Genomic DNA, 17,454 nt, shown 5'->3' with positions numbered 1-17,454 from the left:
TCGATCAGCCCCGTGTCATTTGTGAATACCTACGAGAGACGGCCATGGCCCAAGACATTCACGCCCACCGCATCCTGATTCTGGACTTCGGTTCCCAGTACACCCAACTGATCGCCCGTCGCGTGCGCGAGATCGGCGTCTATTGCGAACTGCACCCCTGGGACATGAGCGACGAGGACATCCGCGCCTTCGCCCCGCGCGGCATCATTCTCGCCGGTGGTCCGGAGTCGGTGCACGAAGCCAACAGCCCGCGTGCACCGCAGGCGGTGTTCGACCTGAATGTGCCGGTGCTGGGCATCTGCTACGGCATGCAGACCATGGCCGAGCAGCTCGGTGGCAAGGTGGAAGGCTCCGACCTGCGCGAATTCGGCTACGCCCGTGTCGACGTGGTCGGCAAGAGCGAGCTGCTCACCGGCATCGAAGACCATGTCGACGCCGACGGCGTGCTCGGTCTGGATGTGTGGATGAGCCACGGTGACAAGGTCACCCGCCTGCCGGAAGGCTTCCACGTACTGGCTGCCACCCCGAGCTGCCCGATCGCCGCCATGTGCGACGACGCCCGCCACTACTACGGCGTGCAGTTCCACCCGGAAGTGACCCACACCAAGCAGGGTGGTCGCATCCTGTCGCGCTTCGTCCTGGAGATCAGCGGCTGCGAAGCCCTGTGGACCCCGGCCAACATCGTCGATGACGCCGTTGCTGCAGTACGCGCCCAGGTTGGCGATGCCAACGTCCTGCTCGGCCTGTCCGGCGGCGTGGACTCCTCGGTGGTCGCCGCGCTGCTGCACAAGGCCATCGGCGACCAGCTGACCTGCGTGTTCGTCGACAACGGCCTGCTGCGCCTGCACGAAGGCGACCAGGTGATGGCCATGTTCGCCGAGAACATGGGCGTCAAGGTGATCCGCGCCAACGCCGAAGAGCAGTTCCTCGGCAACCTGGCCGGCGAAGCCGAGCCGGAGAAGAAGCGCAAGATCATCGGCCGCACCTTCATCGACGTGTTCGATGCCGAGGCCAGCAAGCTGGACAACATCCGCTTCCTCGCCCAGGGCACCATCTACCCGGACGTGATCGAGTCGGCTGGCGCCAAGAGCGGCAAGGCCCACGTGATCAAGAGCCACCACAACGTCGGTGGCCTGCCGGAGGAAATGAACCTCAAGCTGGTCGAGCCGCTACGTGAACTGTTCAAGGACGAAGTGCGCAAGATCGGCCTGGAACTGGGCCTGCCCTACGACATGGTCTACCGCCACCCGTTCCCGGGCCCGGGCCTGGGCGTGCGCATCCTCGGTGAAGTGAAGAAGGAGTACGCCGACCTGCTGCGTCGTGCCGACCACATCTTCATCGAAGAGCTGCGCAAGGCCGACTGGTACCACAAGACCAGCCAGGCGTTCGTGGTGTTCCAGCCGGTGAAATCGGTCGGCGTGGTCGGTGACGGCCGTCGCTACGCCTGGGTCGTCGCCCTGCGCGCCGTGGAAACCGTGGACTTCATGACCGCTCGCTGGGCGCACCTGCCCTACGAGCTGCTGGAGACCGTCAGCGGCCGCATCATCAACGAGATCGAGGGCATCTCCCGCGTCACCTACGACGTGTCGAGCAAACCGCCAGCGACCATCGAGTGGGAGTGATCCCGCAGCGTTGCATGAGGAAACCGGCTTAGGCCGGTTTTTTCATGGCTGCATGCTTTCAGTGTTGCAGTAGAGACAGCGTGACGATGAGTGCGAACAGGCTCAGGCTCAGAAAACTGACAAGGAGCAGGCGTCTGTCCTTGCGAATCTGGCTGGTGAGTATCGCTTTGTGCTGGCGCCAGTCGCAGGCGATCGTGATCCATCGTTTATCCAGCAGTTGTTGCCAATCCTCTTCACTCAGCCAGCAGGCGACGTGGTGTGCAGGTAGGTCCAGTGCGGGGAACAGCTCCTCGCAGGTCAGCGGCCCCAGAGATATCTGAAAGTGCTGTCCATGGCGCTCGCAATCCAGTTCGAGGCGGATTTGCGGGCGGCTATCCTGAGCGTCTTGGTTATCGGGATCGGGTGTGGAAATTTCATAGGCTGTGATTTGCGCTGTGCCTGGACGCAGCAACGCGCTAAGGATCTTTGCCCAGAGCAGTCGCGCGAGTTTGTAAAAGGCCCAAGCGGAGAAGGCGAGCAGCAGCAAACTGATCAACCACAGCAGGCCGCCGAGTATGACGAAGACCACGATCATGCTCAGAAGCCTGTCAGCAGTGCCGGTGCGGCTGCCCAGACCGCATATCCCATGAACATCAATGCCATTGCGGCGATAGGGGAGGCGGCGCTTGGGGACTCGGGAGTGGCATTGGCCGGGTTTGCCTTGGGAACGTAGAGCAGAATGGTCCCTGCTTGCGGGTTGAGTTCCACATGATCGTTATCGAGTACCAGATGCTCCACTTCGTAGGTGCGTTGTTCGTACTCGTAGCGCAGGCGATAGACATACTTGAAGCTGACCATTGTGGCTTTGCCAGCGCTGATGCGGGCTTTGACAAGCTTCTGATCGATGATCGCTGCTTTAACGATTTCATGCGCGCGGCTTAGTCGGTAGCAGTCAGACCAGATCACTTCGCCGAATGCGGCCATGAGCCCGATCCACGCGAGCAGGATCAGGGGCGTCATTGCGGCGAGCATGATCGCCAAGGGGGCGTCGAAAAAGAAACTGTCCATGTCCGGGGGAGCGTTTTCCTGAGATTACCGGGCGATTCTATCTCGCTAAGTGTGTTCCTTTCCTGGCGTTGCCTCTCAATGGCGGCCGCGGCAATTTGTCTTTGCAGATGCTCGTCTGCCACTGCATGAAAATGAGAAGATACCGCAATTGAGTCTGCTCACAGATTGCCGAGGATGAAGATGTCGTTTACTCGCAGACAAGTGCTCGCCGGCCTGGCCGGTCTCGGTGTGGTCGGCCTTGGCGCTGGCGGCGTGCGCTACTGGCTGGGGCGTCCGGAGAACGTCGCGACCCATGATTACGAGCTGATCGCTGCGCCGGTCGATATGGAGCTGGTGCCGGGGCATGTGACGCCGGCCTGGGGGTACGGTGGTCAGGCGCCTGGGCTGGAGCTGCGGTGCCGCCAGGGCGAGCGGCTGCGGGTGCGCTTCATCAACAAGCTGGAGCAGCAGAGCACCATCCACTGGCATGGCATCAGGCTGCCGCTGGAAATGGATGGCGTGCCCTATGTCTCGCAGGCGCCGGTGTTGCCGGGCGAGTACTTCGACTACGACTTCATCTGCCACGACGCCGGCAGCTTCTGGTATCACCCGCATACCACCAGCGCCGAGCAACTGGGGCGCGGCCTGGTCGGGCCGCTGATCGTCGAGGAGCGCGAGCCGACCGGCTTTCGCCATGAGCGCACGCTGAGCCTGAAGACCTGGCATATCGATGAGCAGGGCGCGTTCACGCCGTTCATGGTGCCGCGCCAGGCGGCGCGTGAAGGCACCCGTGGACGGCTGACGACCATCAACGGCACGCCCAACCCGACGCTGGAGCTGCCGGCGGGGCAGGTGGTGCGTCTGCGCCTGATCAACCTCGACAACACCGTCACCTACCGCCTCAACCTGCCGGGTGGTGAGGCGCGTATCTATGCCCTGGACGGCAACCCCGTGCAGCCCCGGCCATTGGGCAAGGAGTACTGGCTCGGTCCGGGCATGCGCATCGACCTGGCGCTCAGGGTGCCGGCCGCCGGCGAGACGCTGTCGCTGCGCAATGGGCCATTGCGTCTGGCGACCCTCGAGGGTGTCGCCAGCACGGAGGCAGCGGGCGACTGGCCACCGGCGCTGCCGGCCAACCCCATCGCCGAGCCTGACCTGGCGCGTGCCGAGACCCTGCGCTTCAACTTCGAGTGGGCGGCCGCCCTGGCATCGCCGGCCGACGAAGCGGCCGGGCGCTACAAGTACTGGCAGATCAACGGCCAGGCCTGGGACATCAACGACAAGACCTGTGCCGACCGGCCCATCGCCACGCTGAAGAAGGATGGTCACTACATCTTCGTGCTGCGCAACATGGCGCAGTACCAGCACCCGATCCACCTGCACGGCATGACGTTCAAGGTGCTGGGTTCCGACCGGCGCAAGATCGTGCCGTACTTCACCGATACCTATCTGCTGGGCAAGAACGAGACGGCGCGCATCGCCTTCGTCGCCGATAACCCCGGGGTATGGATGTTCCATTGCCATGTGATCGACCATATGGAAACGGGGCTGATGGCGGCCATCGAAGTGGTGTAGGGTGGGCGCCGTTTTCAGGCCGGCCTCGGTGGCCGGCCACCCTACGGATTGATGCAATGAAACGACCGCAGATCATCGACCGCTCGCACGACGAGCACTTCATGCGCCTGGCGCTCGACCAGGCACGCCTGGGCGCGGAACAGGGCGAGGTGCCGGTCGGTGCGGTGCTGGTGCAGGACGGCGAGGTGGTGGGGCAGGGCTACAACTGCCCGATCCTGCGCCACGACCCCAGTGCCCATGCCGAGATGGTGGCAATCCGTGCTGCCGCGCTGTCGGTGCAGAACTATCGGCTGCCGGGCAGCACCTTGTACGTCACGCTGGAGCCCTGCAGTATGTGCGCCGGTCTGATCGTGCACGCCCGGATCGCGCGGGTGGTATTCGCCGCCAGCGAGCCGCGTGCAGGGGTGGCGATCAGTCAGGGGCAGTTCTTCGACCAGGGCTTTCTCAATCATCGCGTACTGGTTGAGGGCGGTCTGCTGGCCGACGAGAGCGGGGCGCTGCTGAAACAATTCTTCAAGGCTCGGCGTGGCTGAGCATCGTCAAAGGACATCATCATGAACAAAGGGATATTGGGTCTGCTGGCACTGTTGGCGTTGCCGGTGGCGGCCGAGGAGCAGGAGGTGTACCTGCTGGCCACGGTGCAGTTGGGCGGCTCCAATCTGGCGCAGAGCATCTTCCTGCACGAGCCGCAGATCACCACGCTCGAGGATTGCCAGGAGGCCGTGCGAGTCGGTCAGCGTGACCGCGACTGGCAGCGTTATCACCATATCTTCATGCGTGACCGTTTCCAGGGCTTCACCGGCCACCTGGATTACCGTTGCGTGTTCAGTGCCCAGCGCTTCAGTGGCTGGAACGACCGGGCGCGCTACAACCAGCCCTACCTGATCAGCATCGACGAGCAGGCCAATCTGCAGGTCGAGCGCATGTCGAGCCAGGCTCAGTGCGCCACGCGTCTGAAGGGGCTGTCACAGGCACAGCGAGCGATCAGTCGCTGCTCGGTGGGCAACCAGAACCTGCTGTAAGGGCTTACAGCGGCGGGGTTTCTTCTTCGGGCTTGCGTTTGTCGATGCCCGGCACATGGACGCCACTCTCGGCGACCTGCGTGCCTTCCAGCTGCGGCTGGGTCACCCAGGTGAGGATGTCGTAATAGCGGCGGATGTTGCGCACGAAGTGCACCGGCTCACCGCCACGGGCATAGCCGTAGCGCGTCTTGCTGTACCACTGCTTCTGCGCCAGGCGCGGCAGGATCTTCTGCACATCGGCCCACTTGTTCGGGTCCAGGCCTTCGGCTTCGGTCAGCTTGCGCGCATCTTCCAGGTGACCGCCGCCGACGTTGTAGGCTGCCAGGGCGAACCAGGTGCGGTCCGGCTCGGCGATGCCTTCCGGCAGTTGCTGATGAACCTGGATGAAGTAGCGGGCGCCGCCATCGATGCTCTGCTTGGGGTCGAGCCGGTTGGAGACGCCTACCGACTGCGCGGTGCGCTGGGTGAGCATCATCAGGCCGCGCACGCCGGTCTTGGAGGTGGCATTGGGTTGCCACAGCGATTCCTGGTAGCCCATCGCGGCCAGCAGGCGCCAGTCGATCTGGTTGGCCTGGCCGGCCTGGCGGAACATCTTCTCGTAGCGCGGCAGGCGTTTCTGCAGGTGCTGGGCGAAGGTGTAGGCGCCCACGTAGCCGAGCACGTCGACATGGCCGTAGTAGCGTTCCTTCAGGCGCTGCAGGGTGCCGTTGGCCTGGGCGCGCTCGAGGAAGGCGTCGATCTCCAGCAACAGGCTCTCGTCGTCGCCGGCGGCCACGGCCCAGCGCATGGTGTTGGTGTCGTCCAGGTCGAACGCGACGCGTACGTTGGGGAAATACACCTGGTTCATCGCCAGCTCGTTGGAGTCGACCAGGGTCAGGTCGATCTGCCCTTCGTCGACCATGCGCAGCAGGTCGACCACCTCGACGGCGTCGGAGACTTCGAACTTGAGTTCGGGGAACTGCTGTTTCAGGGCTTCCAGCTGCTCGGCATGGCTACTGCCGGCCAGCACCAGGATACGCTTGCCGACCAGGTCTTCCGGCTTGGTCGGGCGAGACTCGCCGTTGCGGTAGATGACCTGCGGCGTGACCTCCAGATAAGGGATGGAGAAGCGTGCCTGGCGCTGACGCTGCGGCGTATCCACCAGGCCGGCTGCCGCCATCACCGGGCCGTCGGGGCGGGCGAGGCTGGAGAACAGGCTGTCGAGATTGTCTGCCGTCTCGATCTTCAGTTCGAGGCCGAGGTCGGCGGCGAAACGCTTGGCCAGTTCGTATTCGAAACCGGTAGCGCCGTTGCGGTCCTGGAAGTAGGTGGCGGGGCTGTTACGAGTGACCACGCGCAGCTCACCCTCCGCCTTTACCTGCTCGAGTACGCTGGGCTTGGGTTCTTCGCCACAGCCAGTGAGCATCAGGAGGGTTCCAATCGCCAACAGCCCTGTGGCGCAACGCATGCGTATCGCAGGTCGTGCAAACATCGGCGCAGTATACGCAAAGCATCGTCGCTGCCATATCTCGACAGCGACGCGCTTCTCTGCTAGCGATCGCCCGTCTCGAAAGCGCCCGGCACGGGTGCTGTGAACGCGGCTTTAGGCTAGAATGCACGGCCTCTAAGCACACCCCTTCTCCAGAGGCTGTACCGACGATGTTGATCCTGCGCGGCGCTCCCGCCCTTTCCGCTTTCCGCCATGGCAAATTGCTCGAGCAACTGACCAGCAAGGTGCCGGCCGTGACCGGGCTGTACGCCGAGTTCGCGCATTTCGCCGATGTCACTGGCGTACTCAACACCGATGAAGAACAGGTGCTGGCGCGCCTGCTCAAGTACGGCCCGAGCGTTGCGGTGCAGGAGCCCAGCGGCAAGTTGTTCCTGACCATTCCGCGTTTCGGCACCATCTCGCCCTGGTCGAGCAAGGCCAGCGATATCGCCCGCAACTGTGGCCTGGCCAAGATCCAGCGCCTGGAGCGCGGCATCGCCTATTACGTCAGCGGTGAACTGAGCGAGGCCGACAGCGCTGCCGTCGCCGCGCTGCTGCATGACCGCATGACCCAGCTGGTGCTGAGCACCCTCGAGGACGCGGCGGCTCTGTTCAGTCATGCCCAGCCCAAGCCGCTGACCGCCGTGGACATCCTCGGTGGTGGCCGTGCGGCGCTGGAGCAGGCCAACCAGGACCTCGGTCTGGCACTGGCCGAGGACGAGATCGACTACCTGGTCAAGAGCTTCAACGAGCTGGGGCGCAACCCGCACGACATCGAACTGATGATGTTCGCCCAGGCCAACTCCGAGCACTGCCGCCACAAGATCTTCAATGCCAGCTGGGACATCGACGGCGAGAGCCAGGACAAGTCGCTGTTCGGCATGATCAAGAACACCTACCAGATGCACAGCGACGGCGTGCTGTCCGCCTACAAGGACAACGCCTCGGTCATCGAGGGCTTCAGCGCCGGGCGCTTCTTCCCCAACCCGGAAAGCCGCCAGTACGGCGCGGTGCAGGAGCCGGTGCACATCCTGATGAAGGTGGAGACGCACAACCACCCGACCGCCATCGCGCCGTTCCCTGGTGCCTCCACCGGCTCCGGTGGCGAGATCCGCGACGAAGGCGCGACCGGTCGTGGCGCCAAGCCCAAGGCGGGCCTGACCGGTTTCTCGGTGTCCAACCTGAACATCCCCGATTTCCTCCAGCCCTGGGAAAAGCCGTACGGCAAGCCCGAGCGCATCGTCAGCGCGCTGGACATCATGATCGAAGGCCCGCTCGGCGGCGCCGCGTTCAACAACGAATTCGGTCGTCCGGCGCTCAACGGCTACTTCCGTACCTTCGAGCAGGCGGTCAGCAGCCCGCGTGGCGAGGAGGTACGCGGCTACCACAAGCCGATCATGCTCGCCGGCGGCCTGGGCAACATCCGTGAGAACCACGTACAGAAGGGCGAGATTTCGGTCGGGGCCAAACTGATCGTGCTCGGTGGCCCGGCCATGCTCATCGGTCTGGGTGGTGGCGCCGCGTCGTCGATGGCCACTGGCGCCAGCTCGGCCGACCTGGACTTCGCCTCGGTGCAGCGCGAGAACCCGGAAATGGAACGCCGCTGCCAGGAGGTCATCGACCGCTGCTGGCAGCTGGGCGAAGCCAACCCGATCAAGTTCATCCACGACGTCGGCGCCGGTGGTATCTCCAACGCCCTGCCGGAGCTGATCAACGATGGCGGCCGTGGCGGTCGCTTCGAGCTGCGCAAGGTGCCCAACGACGAGCCGGGCATGGCCCCGCACGAGATCTGGTGCAACGAGTCGCAGGAACGCTACGTGATGAGCGTGGATGCTGCCGACTTCGAGCGCTTCCAAGCCATCTGCGAACGCGAGCGCTGCCCGTTCGCCGTGGTCGGCGAGGCCACGGCCGAACCGCACCTGACCGTGACCGACAGCCATTTCAGCAACACCCCGGTGGACATGCCGCTGGAAGTGCTGCTGGGCAAGCCGCCGCGCATGCACCGCAGCGTGCAGCGTGAAGCCGAGCAGGGCGACGACTTCGCCGCCAGCGCAGTGGCCATCGATGATGCCATCGAGCGCGTGCTGCGCCACCCGGCCGTGGCCAGCAAGAGCTTCCTGATCACCATCGGCGACCGCAGCATCACTGGCCTCGTCGCGCGCGACCAGATGGTCGGCCCGTGGCAGGTGCCGGTGGCCGATTGCGCCGTCACCGCCACCAGCTTCGACGTCTACACCGGTGAAGCCATGGCGATGGGCGAGCGCACGCCGCTGGCACTGCTCGATGCCCCGGCTTCCGGGCGTATGGCGGTCGGTGAAACCATCACCAACCTGGCGGCTGCGCGAATCGGCAAGCTGTCCGACATCAAACTGTCGGCCAACTGGATGGCCGCTGCCGGCCACCCGGGTGAAGACGCGCGTCTGTACGACACCGTCAAGGCCGTCGGCATGGAACTGTGCCCGGCACTGGGTATCACCATCCCGGTGGGCAAGGACTCCATGTCGATGAAGACCCGCTGGCAGGACGAGGGCGTCGACAAGAGCGTCACCGCGCCGCTGTCGCTGGTCATCTCCGGCTTCGCGCCGGTGCAGGACATCCGCCAGACCCTGACCCCGCAACTGCGCATGGACAAGGGTGAAACCGATCTGATCCTGATCGATCTGGGCCGTGGCCAGAACCGCATGGGTGCGTCGATCCTGGCGCAGGTCTATGCGCAGATCGGCCAGCAGGCACCGGACCTCGACGACGCCGAAGACCTCAAGGCCTTCTTCGCCGTGATCCAGGGCCTGAACGCCGACGGCCACCTGCTGGCCTACCACGATCGCTCCGACGGCGGCCTGCTGACCACCGTGCTGGAAATGGCCTTCGCCGGTCATTGCGGGCTGTCGCTGAACCTCGACGCACTGGCGGGCGATGCCTCCGAGCTGCCGGCGGTGCTGTTCAACGAAGAGCTGGGCGCGGTGATCCAGGTGCGCCAGGATGCCACCCCTGAAGTGCTGGCGCAGTTCAGCGCCGCAGGCCTGGATGACTGCGTGGCGGTGATCGGCCAGGCGGTGAACAACGGCGACGTCAACATCAGCTTCAACGGCGAGTCGGTGTTCGCCGGCGAGCGTCGTCTGCTGCAGCGTCAGTGGGCGGAAACCAGCTATCGCATCCAGCGCCTGCGCGACAACGCCCAGGGTGCCGACCAGGAATTCGACCTGCTGCTGGAAGAAGACAACCCCGGTCTGTCGGTCAAGCTCGGCTTCGACGTCAACCAGGACATCGCCGCGCCCTACATCAAGAAGGGCGTGCGTCCGCAAGTGGCGATCCTGCGCGAGCAGGGCGTCAACGGCCAGGTGGAAATGGCCGCCGCGTTCGACCGCGCCGGTTTCTCGGCCATCGACGTGCACATGAGCGATATCCTCGCCGGTCGTGTCAGCCTGGAAGAGTTCAAGGGCCTGGTGGCCTGCGGTGGCTTCTCCTACGGTGACGTGCTCGGCGCCGGTGAGGGCTGGGCCAAGTCGGTGCTGTTCAATGCCCGCGCCCGCGATGCCTTCCAGGGCTTCTTCGAGCGTCGCGACAGCTTCGCCCTCGGCGTGTGCAACGGCTGCCAGATGATGAGCAACCTGCACGAGCTGATTCCGGGCACCGAGTTCTGGCCGCACTTCGTGCGCAACCGCTCCGAGCAGTTCGAGGCGCGCGTGGCCATGGTCCAGGTGCAGGAGTCGGCGTCGATCTTCCTGCAGGGCATGGCCGGTTCGCGCATGCCGATCGCCATCGCCCACGGCGAGGGTCATGCCGAGTTCGAGAGCGAAGAGGCGCTGCTGGAGGCCGACCTGTCCGGCACCGTGGCCCTGCGTTACGTCGACAACCATGGCAAGGTCACCGAAGCCTACCCGGCCAACCCCAACGGTTCGCCGCGTGGCATCACCGGCCTGACCAGCCGTGACGGCCGCGTGACCATCATGATGCCGCACCCGGAGCGGGTGTTCCGCGCCGTGCAGAACTCCTGGCGCCCGGATGAGTGGCAGGAAGACGGCGGCTGGATGCGCATGTTCCGCAACGCCCGCGTCTGGGTGGACTGACAGCGGCCGCGTAGCGGCCCTCTGCCGCCCCTCTCCCGTTATTGGGAGAGGGGCCGGTTCCGGCGTTCGTAGCCCGGGTGCAATCCGGGAAAACCTGTGGCATACCTTCCCTGGATTTCATCCGACTACGCAGGCCTTGTGCATGGCCGATGATCCTCTCCCCATTCTCCCCGAAGTTCGCCTGGTCAGTCCCGGTGAAGCCCATCGCCTGTGCCGCTGCGGCCAGTCTGCGCAGTTGCCGGACTGCCACGCCGGTTGCCCGCAATCCCTGATCCTGCGTCCCGAGCGCGAGCAGCGGCTGTTGCTCTGCCGCTGCGGACGCTCACGGAGCATGCCTCATTGCGATGGCAGCCACAGCCCACCGGCCCCCGGCCTGGCCGACAAGTGGCGGCGTTTTTTCGCCGGCAGCTGAGAACGTCGCGCCGATCATTCGAGTCGAACGCAGCGAATCGTTTCCCGCCTCGGGCGGATTTGTGCGGGCGACCGCAAGACAAAGTCATGGCGAAATGACACTATATTGGCGTCATGACTTGTCTGCTGTTCGGTTGCCCATCTGCGGAGAACTTGATGTACAAACTGTGTTTCTACGTGCCGGAAGCCCATCTGGAGCCGGTGAAAAAAGCGGTGTTCGCTGCCGGGGGCGGGCGTATCGGCCTCTATGACAGTTGCTGCTGGCAGGTACTCGGCCAGGGCCAGTTTCGCGCTCTGGAGGGCAGTCAGCCGTTCCTGGGGCAGGTCGGCGAGATCGAACAGGTTGCCGAGTGGAAGGTGGAGATGGTCGTCGCGGACGAGCTGATCCACGATGCGGTCAAGGCCCTGAAAAAACACCACCCGTACGAGACGCCGGCCTTCGACGTCTGGCGACTGTCCGATCTGCAGTTCTGAGAAAGGCGCCGATGGCGCCTTTTTCGTGGCGTGACCTCAGGGGCGAATCTCGATCAGCGTCCCGTCCTTGACCAGGCTCCACACCTCGCGCATGTCGTCGTTCTTCATGGCGATGCAGCCCTCGGTCCAGTCGAGGGTGTGGAAGAACCACTCGGGGTACTCCTCGTCCAGCGGCGTGCCGTGGATCATGATCATGCCGCCCGGTGGCACACCGGCGTTCTTCGCGTGTGCCAGGTCACGGGCATTGGGGTAGGAGATGTGCAGCGACAACTGGTACTTGTCGCTCGGCTTGCGCCAGTCGATCCAGTAGAAGCCCTCCGGCGTACGCAGGTCGCCCTCGCGCTGCTTGGCGCCGGTGGGTTGCTTGCCCAGGGAGATGCGGTAGGACCTGATGGTCTCGCCGCGCTGCTGCAGGTGCAGCTGGCGCTCAGACTTGAGGATGAGCACCTTGTCGACGGTGCGCGTGCCGCTCGCCGGCGTGGTGCTGGCGAAGGCATTGAGGCTGAGGGTCAGGCAAAGCAGGGGCAGCAACCAGCGCATCGGGATCGTCCGCAAGGGTCAACGGGGTGTGTAGTGGGCGCGCAGCGCTTCGAGGGGTTCGTTGCGTACCGGAAAGAGATTCTGCCGACGGTCGGCGAAGAAGCATTCTAAGGTACGGCCTATGGTGGGGAAAGCCAGCTCTGACCAGGGGATCTGCGCTTCGTCGAACAGGCGCACCTCCAGGCTTTCCTCGCCCACGGCGAAGTCGAGGTCGACCAGCTCCGCGCGAAACATCATGTACACCTGGCTGATGTGCGGCAGGTCGAAGAGGGTATAGAGACTGAGGTCGCGTACCCGTGCGCAGGCCTCTTCCAGGGTCTCGCGGGCCGCGGCCTGTTCGATGGTCTCGCCGTTCTCCATGAAACCGGCCGGCAGGGTCCAGTAGCCACGGCGCGGCTCGATGGCGCGCCGGCACAGCAGGACCTGCTCGCCCCACACCGGCAGGCAGCCCGCGACGATGCGCGGGTTCTCGTAATGCACGGTGGTGCACTGGCTGCACACGTGGCGCATGCGGTTGTCGCCCGCTGGGATCATGCGGGTGACCGGGTTGCCGCACTGGCTGCAGAATTTCATGCCTGATCCTCGTTCATGGCGTTATCTTGGCGGTCCTGGTTCGGGCCGGCAAGCCCGCGATTCTGGCCGGCCAGCCCTTTCGTCGGGGTTGGGCGTGCGGCCGCTTTCATGCCATGATGCCGGGCAAAACAAGACTCCGAGTATGGCCATGCTGGACGAGTTGCTCCATCGCGTGCGCGATTATCGACCGCGCCCTCTGGAGGCCGGGCACAGCTTCCCCGAGGCGGCAGTGCTGGTCCCCATCACCCGTAGCGACGAACCTGAACTGGTGTTGACCCTGCGCGCCAGTGGGCTGTCGACCCACGGCGGTGAAGTCGCCTTCCCCGGTGGGCGTCGTGATCCGGAGGATCGTGACCTGGTGCATACCGCGCTGCGCGAGGCCGAGGAGGAGGTGGGACTGCCACCGGGGCTCGTGGAGGTGCTCGGACCGCTCAGCCCGCTGGTGTCGCGTCACGGCATTCGCGTCACGCCCTATGTCGGGCTGGTGCCCGATTACGTCGAGTACAAGGCCAACGATGCGGAAATCGCCTCGGTGTTCTCCGTGCCGCTGGAGTTCTTCCGCAACGACCCGCGTGAAGTCACTCACCGTATCGATTACCTCGGGCAGAGCTGGTACGTGCCGTCCTACACCTATGACCAATATCGCATCTGGGGGCTGACGGCGATCATGGTCGTGGAGCTGGTCAACCTGCTCTACGACGCCGGGATTGCCCTGCACCAGCCGCCCGAACACTTCATACACCTGCGCTGAGGACTGACGAGCATGAAATATCGCCTGGGAGGCTCCCGTGTCGACGCCCATCCCGAAAGCTGGGTCGCGCCCAGCGCCGACCTGATCGGCAAGGTTCGTCTGGACGCGGGGGCCAGCGTCTGGTTCGGCGCCGTGCTGCGTGGCGACAACGAGCTGATCCACATCGGTGAGAACAGCAACGTGCAGGATGGCACCGTCATGCACACCGACATGGGCTTTCCGCTGACCCTGGGCAAGGGCGTCACCGTAGGCCACAACGTGATGATGCACGGCTGCACGGTGGACGATTACAGCCTGATCGGCATCAATGCGGTCATCCTCAACGGCGCGAAGATTGGCAAGAACTGCATCATCGGCGCCAACAGCCTGATTCCCGAGGGCAAGGTCATTCCCGATGGCAGCCTGGTCATGGGCAGCCCGGGCAAGGTGGTGCGCGAGCTCACCGAGCAGCAGAAGAAGATGCTGGAGGCCAGTGCCGCCCATTACGTTCATAATGCCCAGCGCTATGCCCGAGAGCTGGTCGTTGACGATGAATGACGAGAAACCCGTGCGCTCTCCCTGCGTGCATGTCTGCGCGCTGGACGAGCAGGACATCTGCATCGGCTGTCAGCGCACGGCCGCCGAAATCACCCGCTGGGGCCGCATGGACAATGCCGAGCGCCGCGAGGTGCTGCAACGCTGCCTGGAGCGCGCCCGCGCTTCGGGCCATTTACTGATCCCCTCCTGATTCACTGTTCGAGGAACATTCATGCCCCGTATTGGAACCCCTCTATCGCCGAGTGCGACCCGTGTACTGCTGTGTGGTTGCGGTGAGCTCGGCAAGGAAGTGGTCATCGAACTGCAGCGTCTGGGTTGTGAAGTGATCGGTGTCGACCGCTACGCCAACGCCCCGGCGATGCAGGTCGCCCATCGCGCCCACGTGATCGACATGCTCGACGGTGCCGCCCTGCGTGCCGTGATCGAGAAGGAGCAGCCGCACTACATCGTCCCGGAAATCGAGGCCATCGCCACCGCCACGCTGGTCGAGCTGGAGGCCGAGGGGTTCAACGTGGTGCCCACCGCGCGTGCGGCGCAACTGACCATGAACCGTGAAGGCATCCGTCGCCTGGCGGCCGAAGAGCTGGGGCTGCCGACCTCGCCCTATCATTTCTCCGACACCTACGAGGACTACGCCGCTGCGGTGAAGTCCGTCGGCTATCCCTGCGTGGTCAAGCCGATCATGAGTTCCTCCGGCAAGGGCCAGAGCGTGCTGCGCAGCGATGCCGACCTGCAGAAATCCTGGGACTACGCCCAGGAAGGCGGGCGTGCGGGCAAGGGCCGGGTGATCGTCGAGGGCTTCATCGATTTCGACTACGAGATCACCCTGCTCACCGTGCGTCATGCCGGTGGCACCAGCTTCTGCGCGCCGATCGGCCATCGCCAGGAGGGTGGTGACTATCAGGAGTCCTGGCAGCCGCAGCCGATGAGCCCGAAGGCACTGGCCGAGTCCGAGCGCGTGGCGCTGGCGGTGACCGAGGCGCTCGGTGGGCGTGGCCTGTTCGGCGTCGAGTTGTTCGTCAAGGGCGACCAGGTCTGGTTCAGCGAGGTGTCACCGCGTCCGCACGACACCGGCCTGGTGACCCTGATCTCCCAGGAGCTGTCCGAGTTCGCCCTGCATGCACGGGCCATTCTCGGCCTGCCGATTCCGCTCATTCGCCAGATGGGGCCGTCGGCTTCGGCGGTGATCCTGGTCGAGGGCAGCTCGCAGCAGGCCAGCTTCGCCAACCTCGGTGCCGCCCTGAGCGAAGAGGACACGGCGCTGCGTCTGTTCGGCAAGCCCGAGGTCAAGGGGCAGCGCCGCATGGGCGTGGCGCTGGCTCGCGACGAGTCCATCGAAGCTGCCCGGGCCAAGGCCCTGCGCAGCGCGCAAGCGGTTCGCGTCCAGCTGTGAGCCGGCACGCGTTGTGGTGGCTGGCGACTCTGCCATTGCTGCCCATCGCGTTGCCGTTGGCCGTGCATACGCGGCGCACGGCCCTGCGCCTGCCCGTGGCGCAGGGTGAACCTTGCGGACTGGCGGCCGCCGATCGGCCGGGTGAACCGCTACGCCTGCTGCTGATCGGCGAGTCGACCGTGGCGGGCGTCGGTGTGCGAGGTTTCGATCAGGCGCTGGCAAGCTGCCTGGCTGCCGCGCTGGCCGAGCACCTCGGGCGACCGGTGCAGTGGCGTGCCTGTGGCGAGAACGGCATCACCGCGCGCCAGGCGTGTGAGCGCCTGTTGCCGCAGGCATTGGCCGAGCCGGCTGATCTGGTACTGCTGGTCTTCGGAGTCAACGACACCACACATCTCACTCCGGCCAGGCGCTGGCACCAGGCGCTGATCGAGATGGCCGAGGCTTTCCGGGCGCAGGGCTGTCACGTGGCGTTCAGCGCCGTGCCGCCCCTGCGGCACTTCACGGCGTTGCCCTGGCTGTTGCGTCAGTTGATGGGCTGGCGGGCGAGTCTGCTGGACCGTGAGCTGCAAGCGCTGACGCAGCGTTCTGGGGCGCTGCATTGCGCACTGGATCTGCCGTTCGAGGCGCGCTACCTGGCCGAGGATGGTTACCACCCCTCGGCATTGGGCTATCGGGTATGGGGCGAGGGCCTCGCCAGGCGACTCAGTCCGCTGCTGCAGCGTCCGTCTTGACCTTTTCCACCTGCCAGACACGCACGCTCTTCACGCGGTTTTCCGCCGCCTGGAGGATTTCCAGGCGGTAGGGGCCGATCTTCAGGCAGACGCTGCTGTCGGGGATGCTCTCCAGCGCTTCGGTGATCAGGCCGTTGAGGGTCTTGGGGCCGTCGCTGGGCAGGTGCCAGCCGAGGGTCTTGTTCACTTCGCGGATGTAGGCGGCGCCATCGATGACCAGGGTGCCGTCTTCCTGCGGGTGGATATCCGGGCTGCGCAGGCTGTCCTGGTTACTGAAGTCACCGACGATTTCCTCGAGGATGTCCTCCAGAGTGACGATGCCGATCACGTCGCCGTACTCGTCGACGACGATGCCGATGCGGCGCTTCTGCTTCTGGAAGTTGATCAGCTGGGTCGACAGCGGCGTGTTCTCCGGCACGAAGTAGGGTTCGTGGCAGGCCGCGAGCAGGGCTTCCTTGGTCAGCTGGTTGTGGCTCAGCAGGCGGGCGATCTGGCGCATGTGCACCACGCCCTCGATCTGGTTGATGTCGCCGCGGAATACCGGCAGCCGGGTGTGCGGTGTGCTGCGCAGCTGGCCGACGATGCTTTCCAGGTCGTCGTCGAGGTCGATGCCGGCGACTTCGTTGCGCGGGATCATGATGTCGTCGACCGTGACCCGCTCCAGATCGAGGATGCCCAGCAGCATGTTCTGGCGATTCTTCGGCAGCTCGGAACCGGACTCGCGCACCACGCTGCGCAGTTCCTCGGTGGACAGGCTGTCACTGGCGCGCTGCGCCGGGTCGACGCCGAACAGGCGCAGCAGGCCGTTGCTGATCACGCCTGTCAGCCAGACCACGGGATAGAGCACGCGTTGCAGCAGGCTCAGTACGCGGCTGGCGGGGAAGGCCACCAGCTCGGGGCGCAGCGCCGCCAGGGTCTTGGGGGTGATCTCGCCGAAAATCAGTACGACGATGGTCAGGCCGGCCGTCGCGATGGCGATCCCGGCTTCGCCCCACATGTCCACGGCCAGTACGGTGGCGATGGAGGCCGCGAGGATGTTCACCACGTTGTTGCCGACCAGGATGGTGCCGAGCATGCGGTCGGGCCGGTCGAGCAGGCGGGTGACACGGCGGGCGCCACTGTGTCCTTCCTTGGCCAGGTGCTTGAGCCGGTAGCGGTTGAGGCTGAGCATGCCGGTCTCGGAGCTGGAGAAGAACGCCGAGCAGAGGATGAGGAAAATCAGCAGGCCGAGCAGATAGCTCGAATGAAGGTCGTCCACGACGGC

The 17,454-nt window shown here is 64.9% G+C and carries 18 protein-coding genes; 12 read left to right on the top strand and 6 right to left on the bottom strand.

Annotation, left to right across the window (positions count from 1 at the left end):
- The first annotated feature begins 44 nt into the window (after positions 1 to 44).
- Positions 45 to 1,622: a glutamine-hydrolyzing GMP synthase gene (guaA, locus tag FIV02_RS18215; RefSeq protein ID WP_152489410.1), complete on the top strand. Its 1,578-nt coding sequence runs from the start codon at positions 45 to 47 to the stop codon at positions 1,620 to 1,622.
- A 58-nt stretch (positions 1,623 to 1,680) separates the two neighbouring features.
- On the opposite strand, the gene FIV02_RS18210 is transcribed toward guaA, so the two are convergent.
- A complete protein-coding gene (locus FIV02_RS18210) occupies positions 1,681 to 2,196 on the bottom strand; it encodes a hypothetical protein (protein WP_152489409.1) in 516 nt (171 codons plus the stop codon).
- Between the two features lie 2 nt (positions 2,197 to 2,198).
- Positions 2,199 to 2,669, bottom strand: a complete 471-nt coding sequence (locus tag FIV02_RS18205) for a hypothetical protein (protein WP_152489408.1) — start codon at positions 2,667 to 2,669, stop codon at positions 2,199 to 2,201.
- A gap of 180 nt (positions 2,670 to 2,849) precedes the next feature.
- On the opposite strand from FIV02_RS18205, the gene FIV02_RS18200 reads away from it, so the two are divergent.
- From FIV02_RS18200 to FIV02_RS18190, 3 genes are read left to right on the top strand one after another with little or no spacing between them, the layout of a single operon-like run.
- On the top strand, positions 2,850 to 4,223 hold the full coding sequence (locus tag FIV02_RS18200; RefSeq protein WP_152489407.1) for a multicopper oxidase family protein: 1,374 nt from the start codon (positions 2,850 to 2,852) through the stop codon (positions 4,221 to 4,223).
- 56 nt (positions 4,224 to 4,279) lie between these two features.
- Positions 4,280 to 4,756 carry a tRNA adenosine(34) deaminase TadA gene (gene tadA, locus FIV02_RS18195; protein ID WP_152489406.1) on the top strand — a complete coding sequence of 159 codons (477 nt, stop codon included), beginning with the start codon at positions 4,280 to 4,282 and terminating at the stop codon, positions 4,754 to 4,756.
- A 21-nt stretch (positions 4,757 to 4,777) separates the two neighbouring features.
- Entirely contained in the window at positions 4,778 to 5,245 is a 468-nt protein-coding gene (locus tag FIV02_RS18190) for a hypothetical protein (RefSeq protein ID WP_080757066.1), read from the top strand.
- 4 nt (positions 5,246 to 5,249) lie between these two features.
- Here FIV02_RS18190 and mltF read toward each other — a convergent pair whose 3' ends face one another.
- Positions 5,250 to 6,716: a membrane-bound lytic murein transglycosylase MltF gene (gene mltF, locus FIV02_RS18185; protein ID WP_152489405.1), complete on the bottom strand. Its 1,467-nt coding sequence runs from the start codon at positions 6,714 to 6,716 to the stop codon at positions 5,250 to 5,252.
- A gap of 167 nt (positions 6,717 to 6,883) precedes the next feature.
- On the opposite strand from mltF, the gene purL reads away from it, so the two are divergent.
- The 3 genes from purL (at position 6,884) to FIV02_RS18170 (ending at position 11,665) form a co-directional block, all read left to right on the top strand.
- A complete protein-coding gene (purL, locus tag FIV02_RS18180) occupies positions 6,884 to 10,780 on the top strand; it encodes a phosphoribosylformylglycinamidine synthase (protein WP_152489404.1) in 3,897 nt (1,298 codons plus the stop codon).
- Between the two features lie 142 nt (positions 10,781 to 10,922).
- Positions 10,923 to 11,192, top strand: a complete 270-nt coding sequence (locus tag FIV02_RS18175; RefSeq protein WP_152489403.1) for a CDGSH iron-sulfur domain-containing protein — start codon at positions 10,923 to 10,925, stop codon at positions 11,190 to 11,192.
- Between the two features lie 155 nt (positions 11,193 to 11,347).
- The gene (locus FIV02_RS18170; RefSeq protein WP_047589958.1) at positions 11,348 to 11,665 is read left to right on the top strand and encodes a YqfO family protein; all 318 of its coding nucleotides are present in this window, start codon (positions 11,348 to 11,350) and stop codon (positions 11,663 to 11,665) included.
- A 36-nt stretch (positions 11,666 to 11,701) separates the two neighbouring features.
- On the opposite strand, the gene FIV02_RS18165 is transcribed toward FIV02_RS18170, so the two are convergent.
- Together FIV02_RS18165 and FIV02_RS18160 are read right to left on the bottom strand one after the other, a co-directional pair.
- Positions 11,702 to 12,205: a murein L,D-transpeptidase family protein gene (locus FIV02_RS18165; protein WP_037049461.1), complete on the bottom strand. Its 504-nt coding sequence runs from the start codon at positions 12,203 to 12,205 to the stop codon at positions 11,702 to 11,704.
- Positions 12,206 to 12,223: 18 nt separating this feature from the next.
- Positions 12,224 to 12,778, bottom strand: a complete 555-nt coding sequence (locus FIV02_RS18160; RefSeq protein ID WP_037049459.1) for an NUDIX hydrolase — start codon at positions 12,776 to 12,778, stop codon at positions 12,224 to 12,226.
- Between the two features lie 148 nt (positions 12,779 to 12,926).
- Between FIV02_RS18160 and FIV02_RS18155 the strand changes: the two genes are divergently transcribed.
- From FIV02_RS18155 to FIV02_RS18135, 5 genes are read left to right on the top strand one after another with little or no spacing between them, the layout of a single operon-like run.
- Positions 12,927 to 13,529, top strand: a complete 603-nt coding sequence (locus FIV02_RS18155) for a CoA pyrophosphatase (protein ID WP_037049712.1) — start codon at positions 12,927 to 12,929, stop codon at positions 13,527 to 13,529.
- Between the two features lie 12 nt (positions 13,530 to 13,541).
- Entirely contained in the window at positions 13,542 to 14,066 is a 525-nt protein-coding gene (locus tag FIV02_RS18150; protein ID WP_037049457.1) for a gamma carbonic anhydrase family protein, read from the top strand.
- Positions 14,059 to 14,256 (top strand): DUF1289 domain-containing protein, encoded by a 198-nt coding sequence (locus FIV02_RS18145; RefSeq protein WP_047589956.1) that lies wholly within the window; start codon positions 14,059 to 14,061, stop codon positions 14,254 to 14,256. Before FIV02_RS18150 ends, FIV02_RS18145 begins: the two co-directional genes overlap by 8 nt.
- 21 nt (positions 14,257 to 14,277) lie before the next feature.
- Positions 14,278 to 15,459, top strand: coding sequence for a formate-dependent phosphoribosylglycinamide formyltransferase (purT, locus tag FIV02_RS18140; RefSeq protein WP_047589954.1), 1,182 nt, complete (start codon positions 14,278 to 14,280; stop codon positions 15,457 to 15,459).
- Positions 15,456 to 16,190, top strand: a complete 735-nt coding sequence (locus FIV02_RS18135; protein WP_152489402.1) for an SGNH/GDSL hydrolase family protein — start codon at positions 15,456 to 15,458, stop codon at positions 16,188 to 16,190. The genes purT and FIV02_RS18135 overlap by 4 nt, the downstream gene beginning before the upstream one ends.
- On the opposite strand, the gene FIV02_RS18130 is transcribed toward FIV02_RS18135, so the two are convergent.
- The gene (locus FIV02_RS18130; RefSeq protein ID WP_037049445.1) at positions 16,162 to 17,448 is read right to left on the bottom strand and encodes an HlyC/CorC family transporter; all 1,287 of its coding nucleotides are present in this window, start codon (positions 17,446 to 17,448) and stop codon (positions 16,162 to 16,164) included. The two genes, FIV02_RS18135 and FIV02_RS18130, sit on opposite strands and share 29 nt — an antisense overlap.
- Positions 17,449 to 17,454 lie beyond the last annotated feature (6 nt).

The organism is Pseudomonas sp. THAF187a (assembly GCF_009363395.1).
Taxonomy (GTDB): domain Bacteria; phylum Pseudomonadota; class Gammaproteobacteria; order Pseudomonadales; family Pseudomonadaceae; genus Aquipseudomonas; species Aquipseudomonas khazarica.
This window is presented reverse-complemented; position numbering and strand designations above follow the sequence as displayed.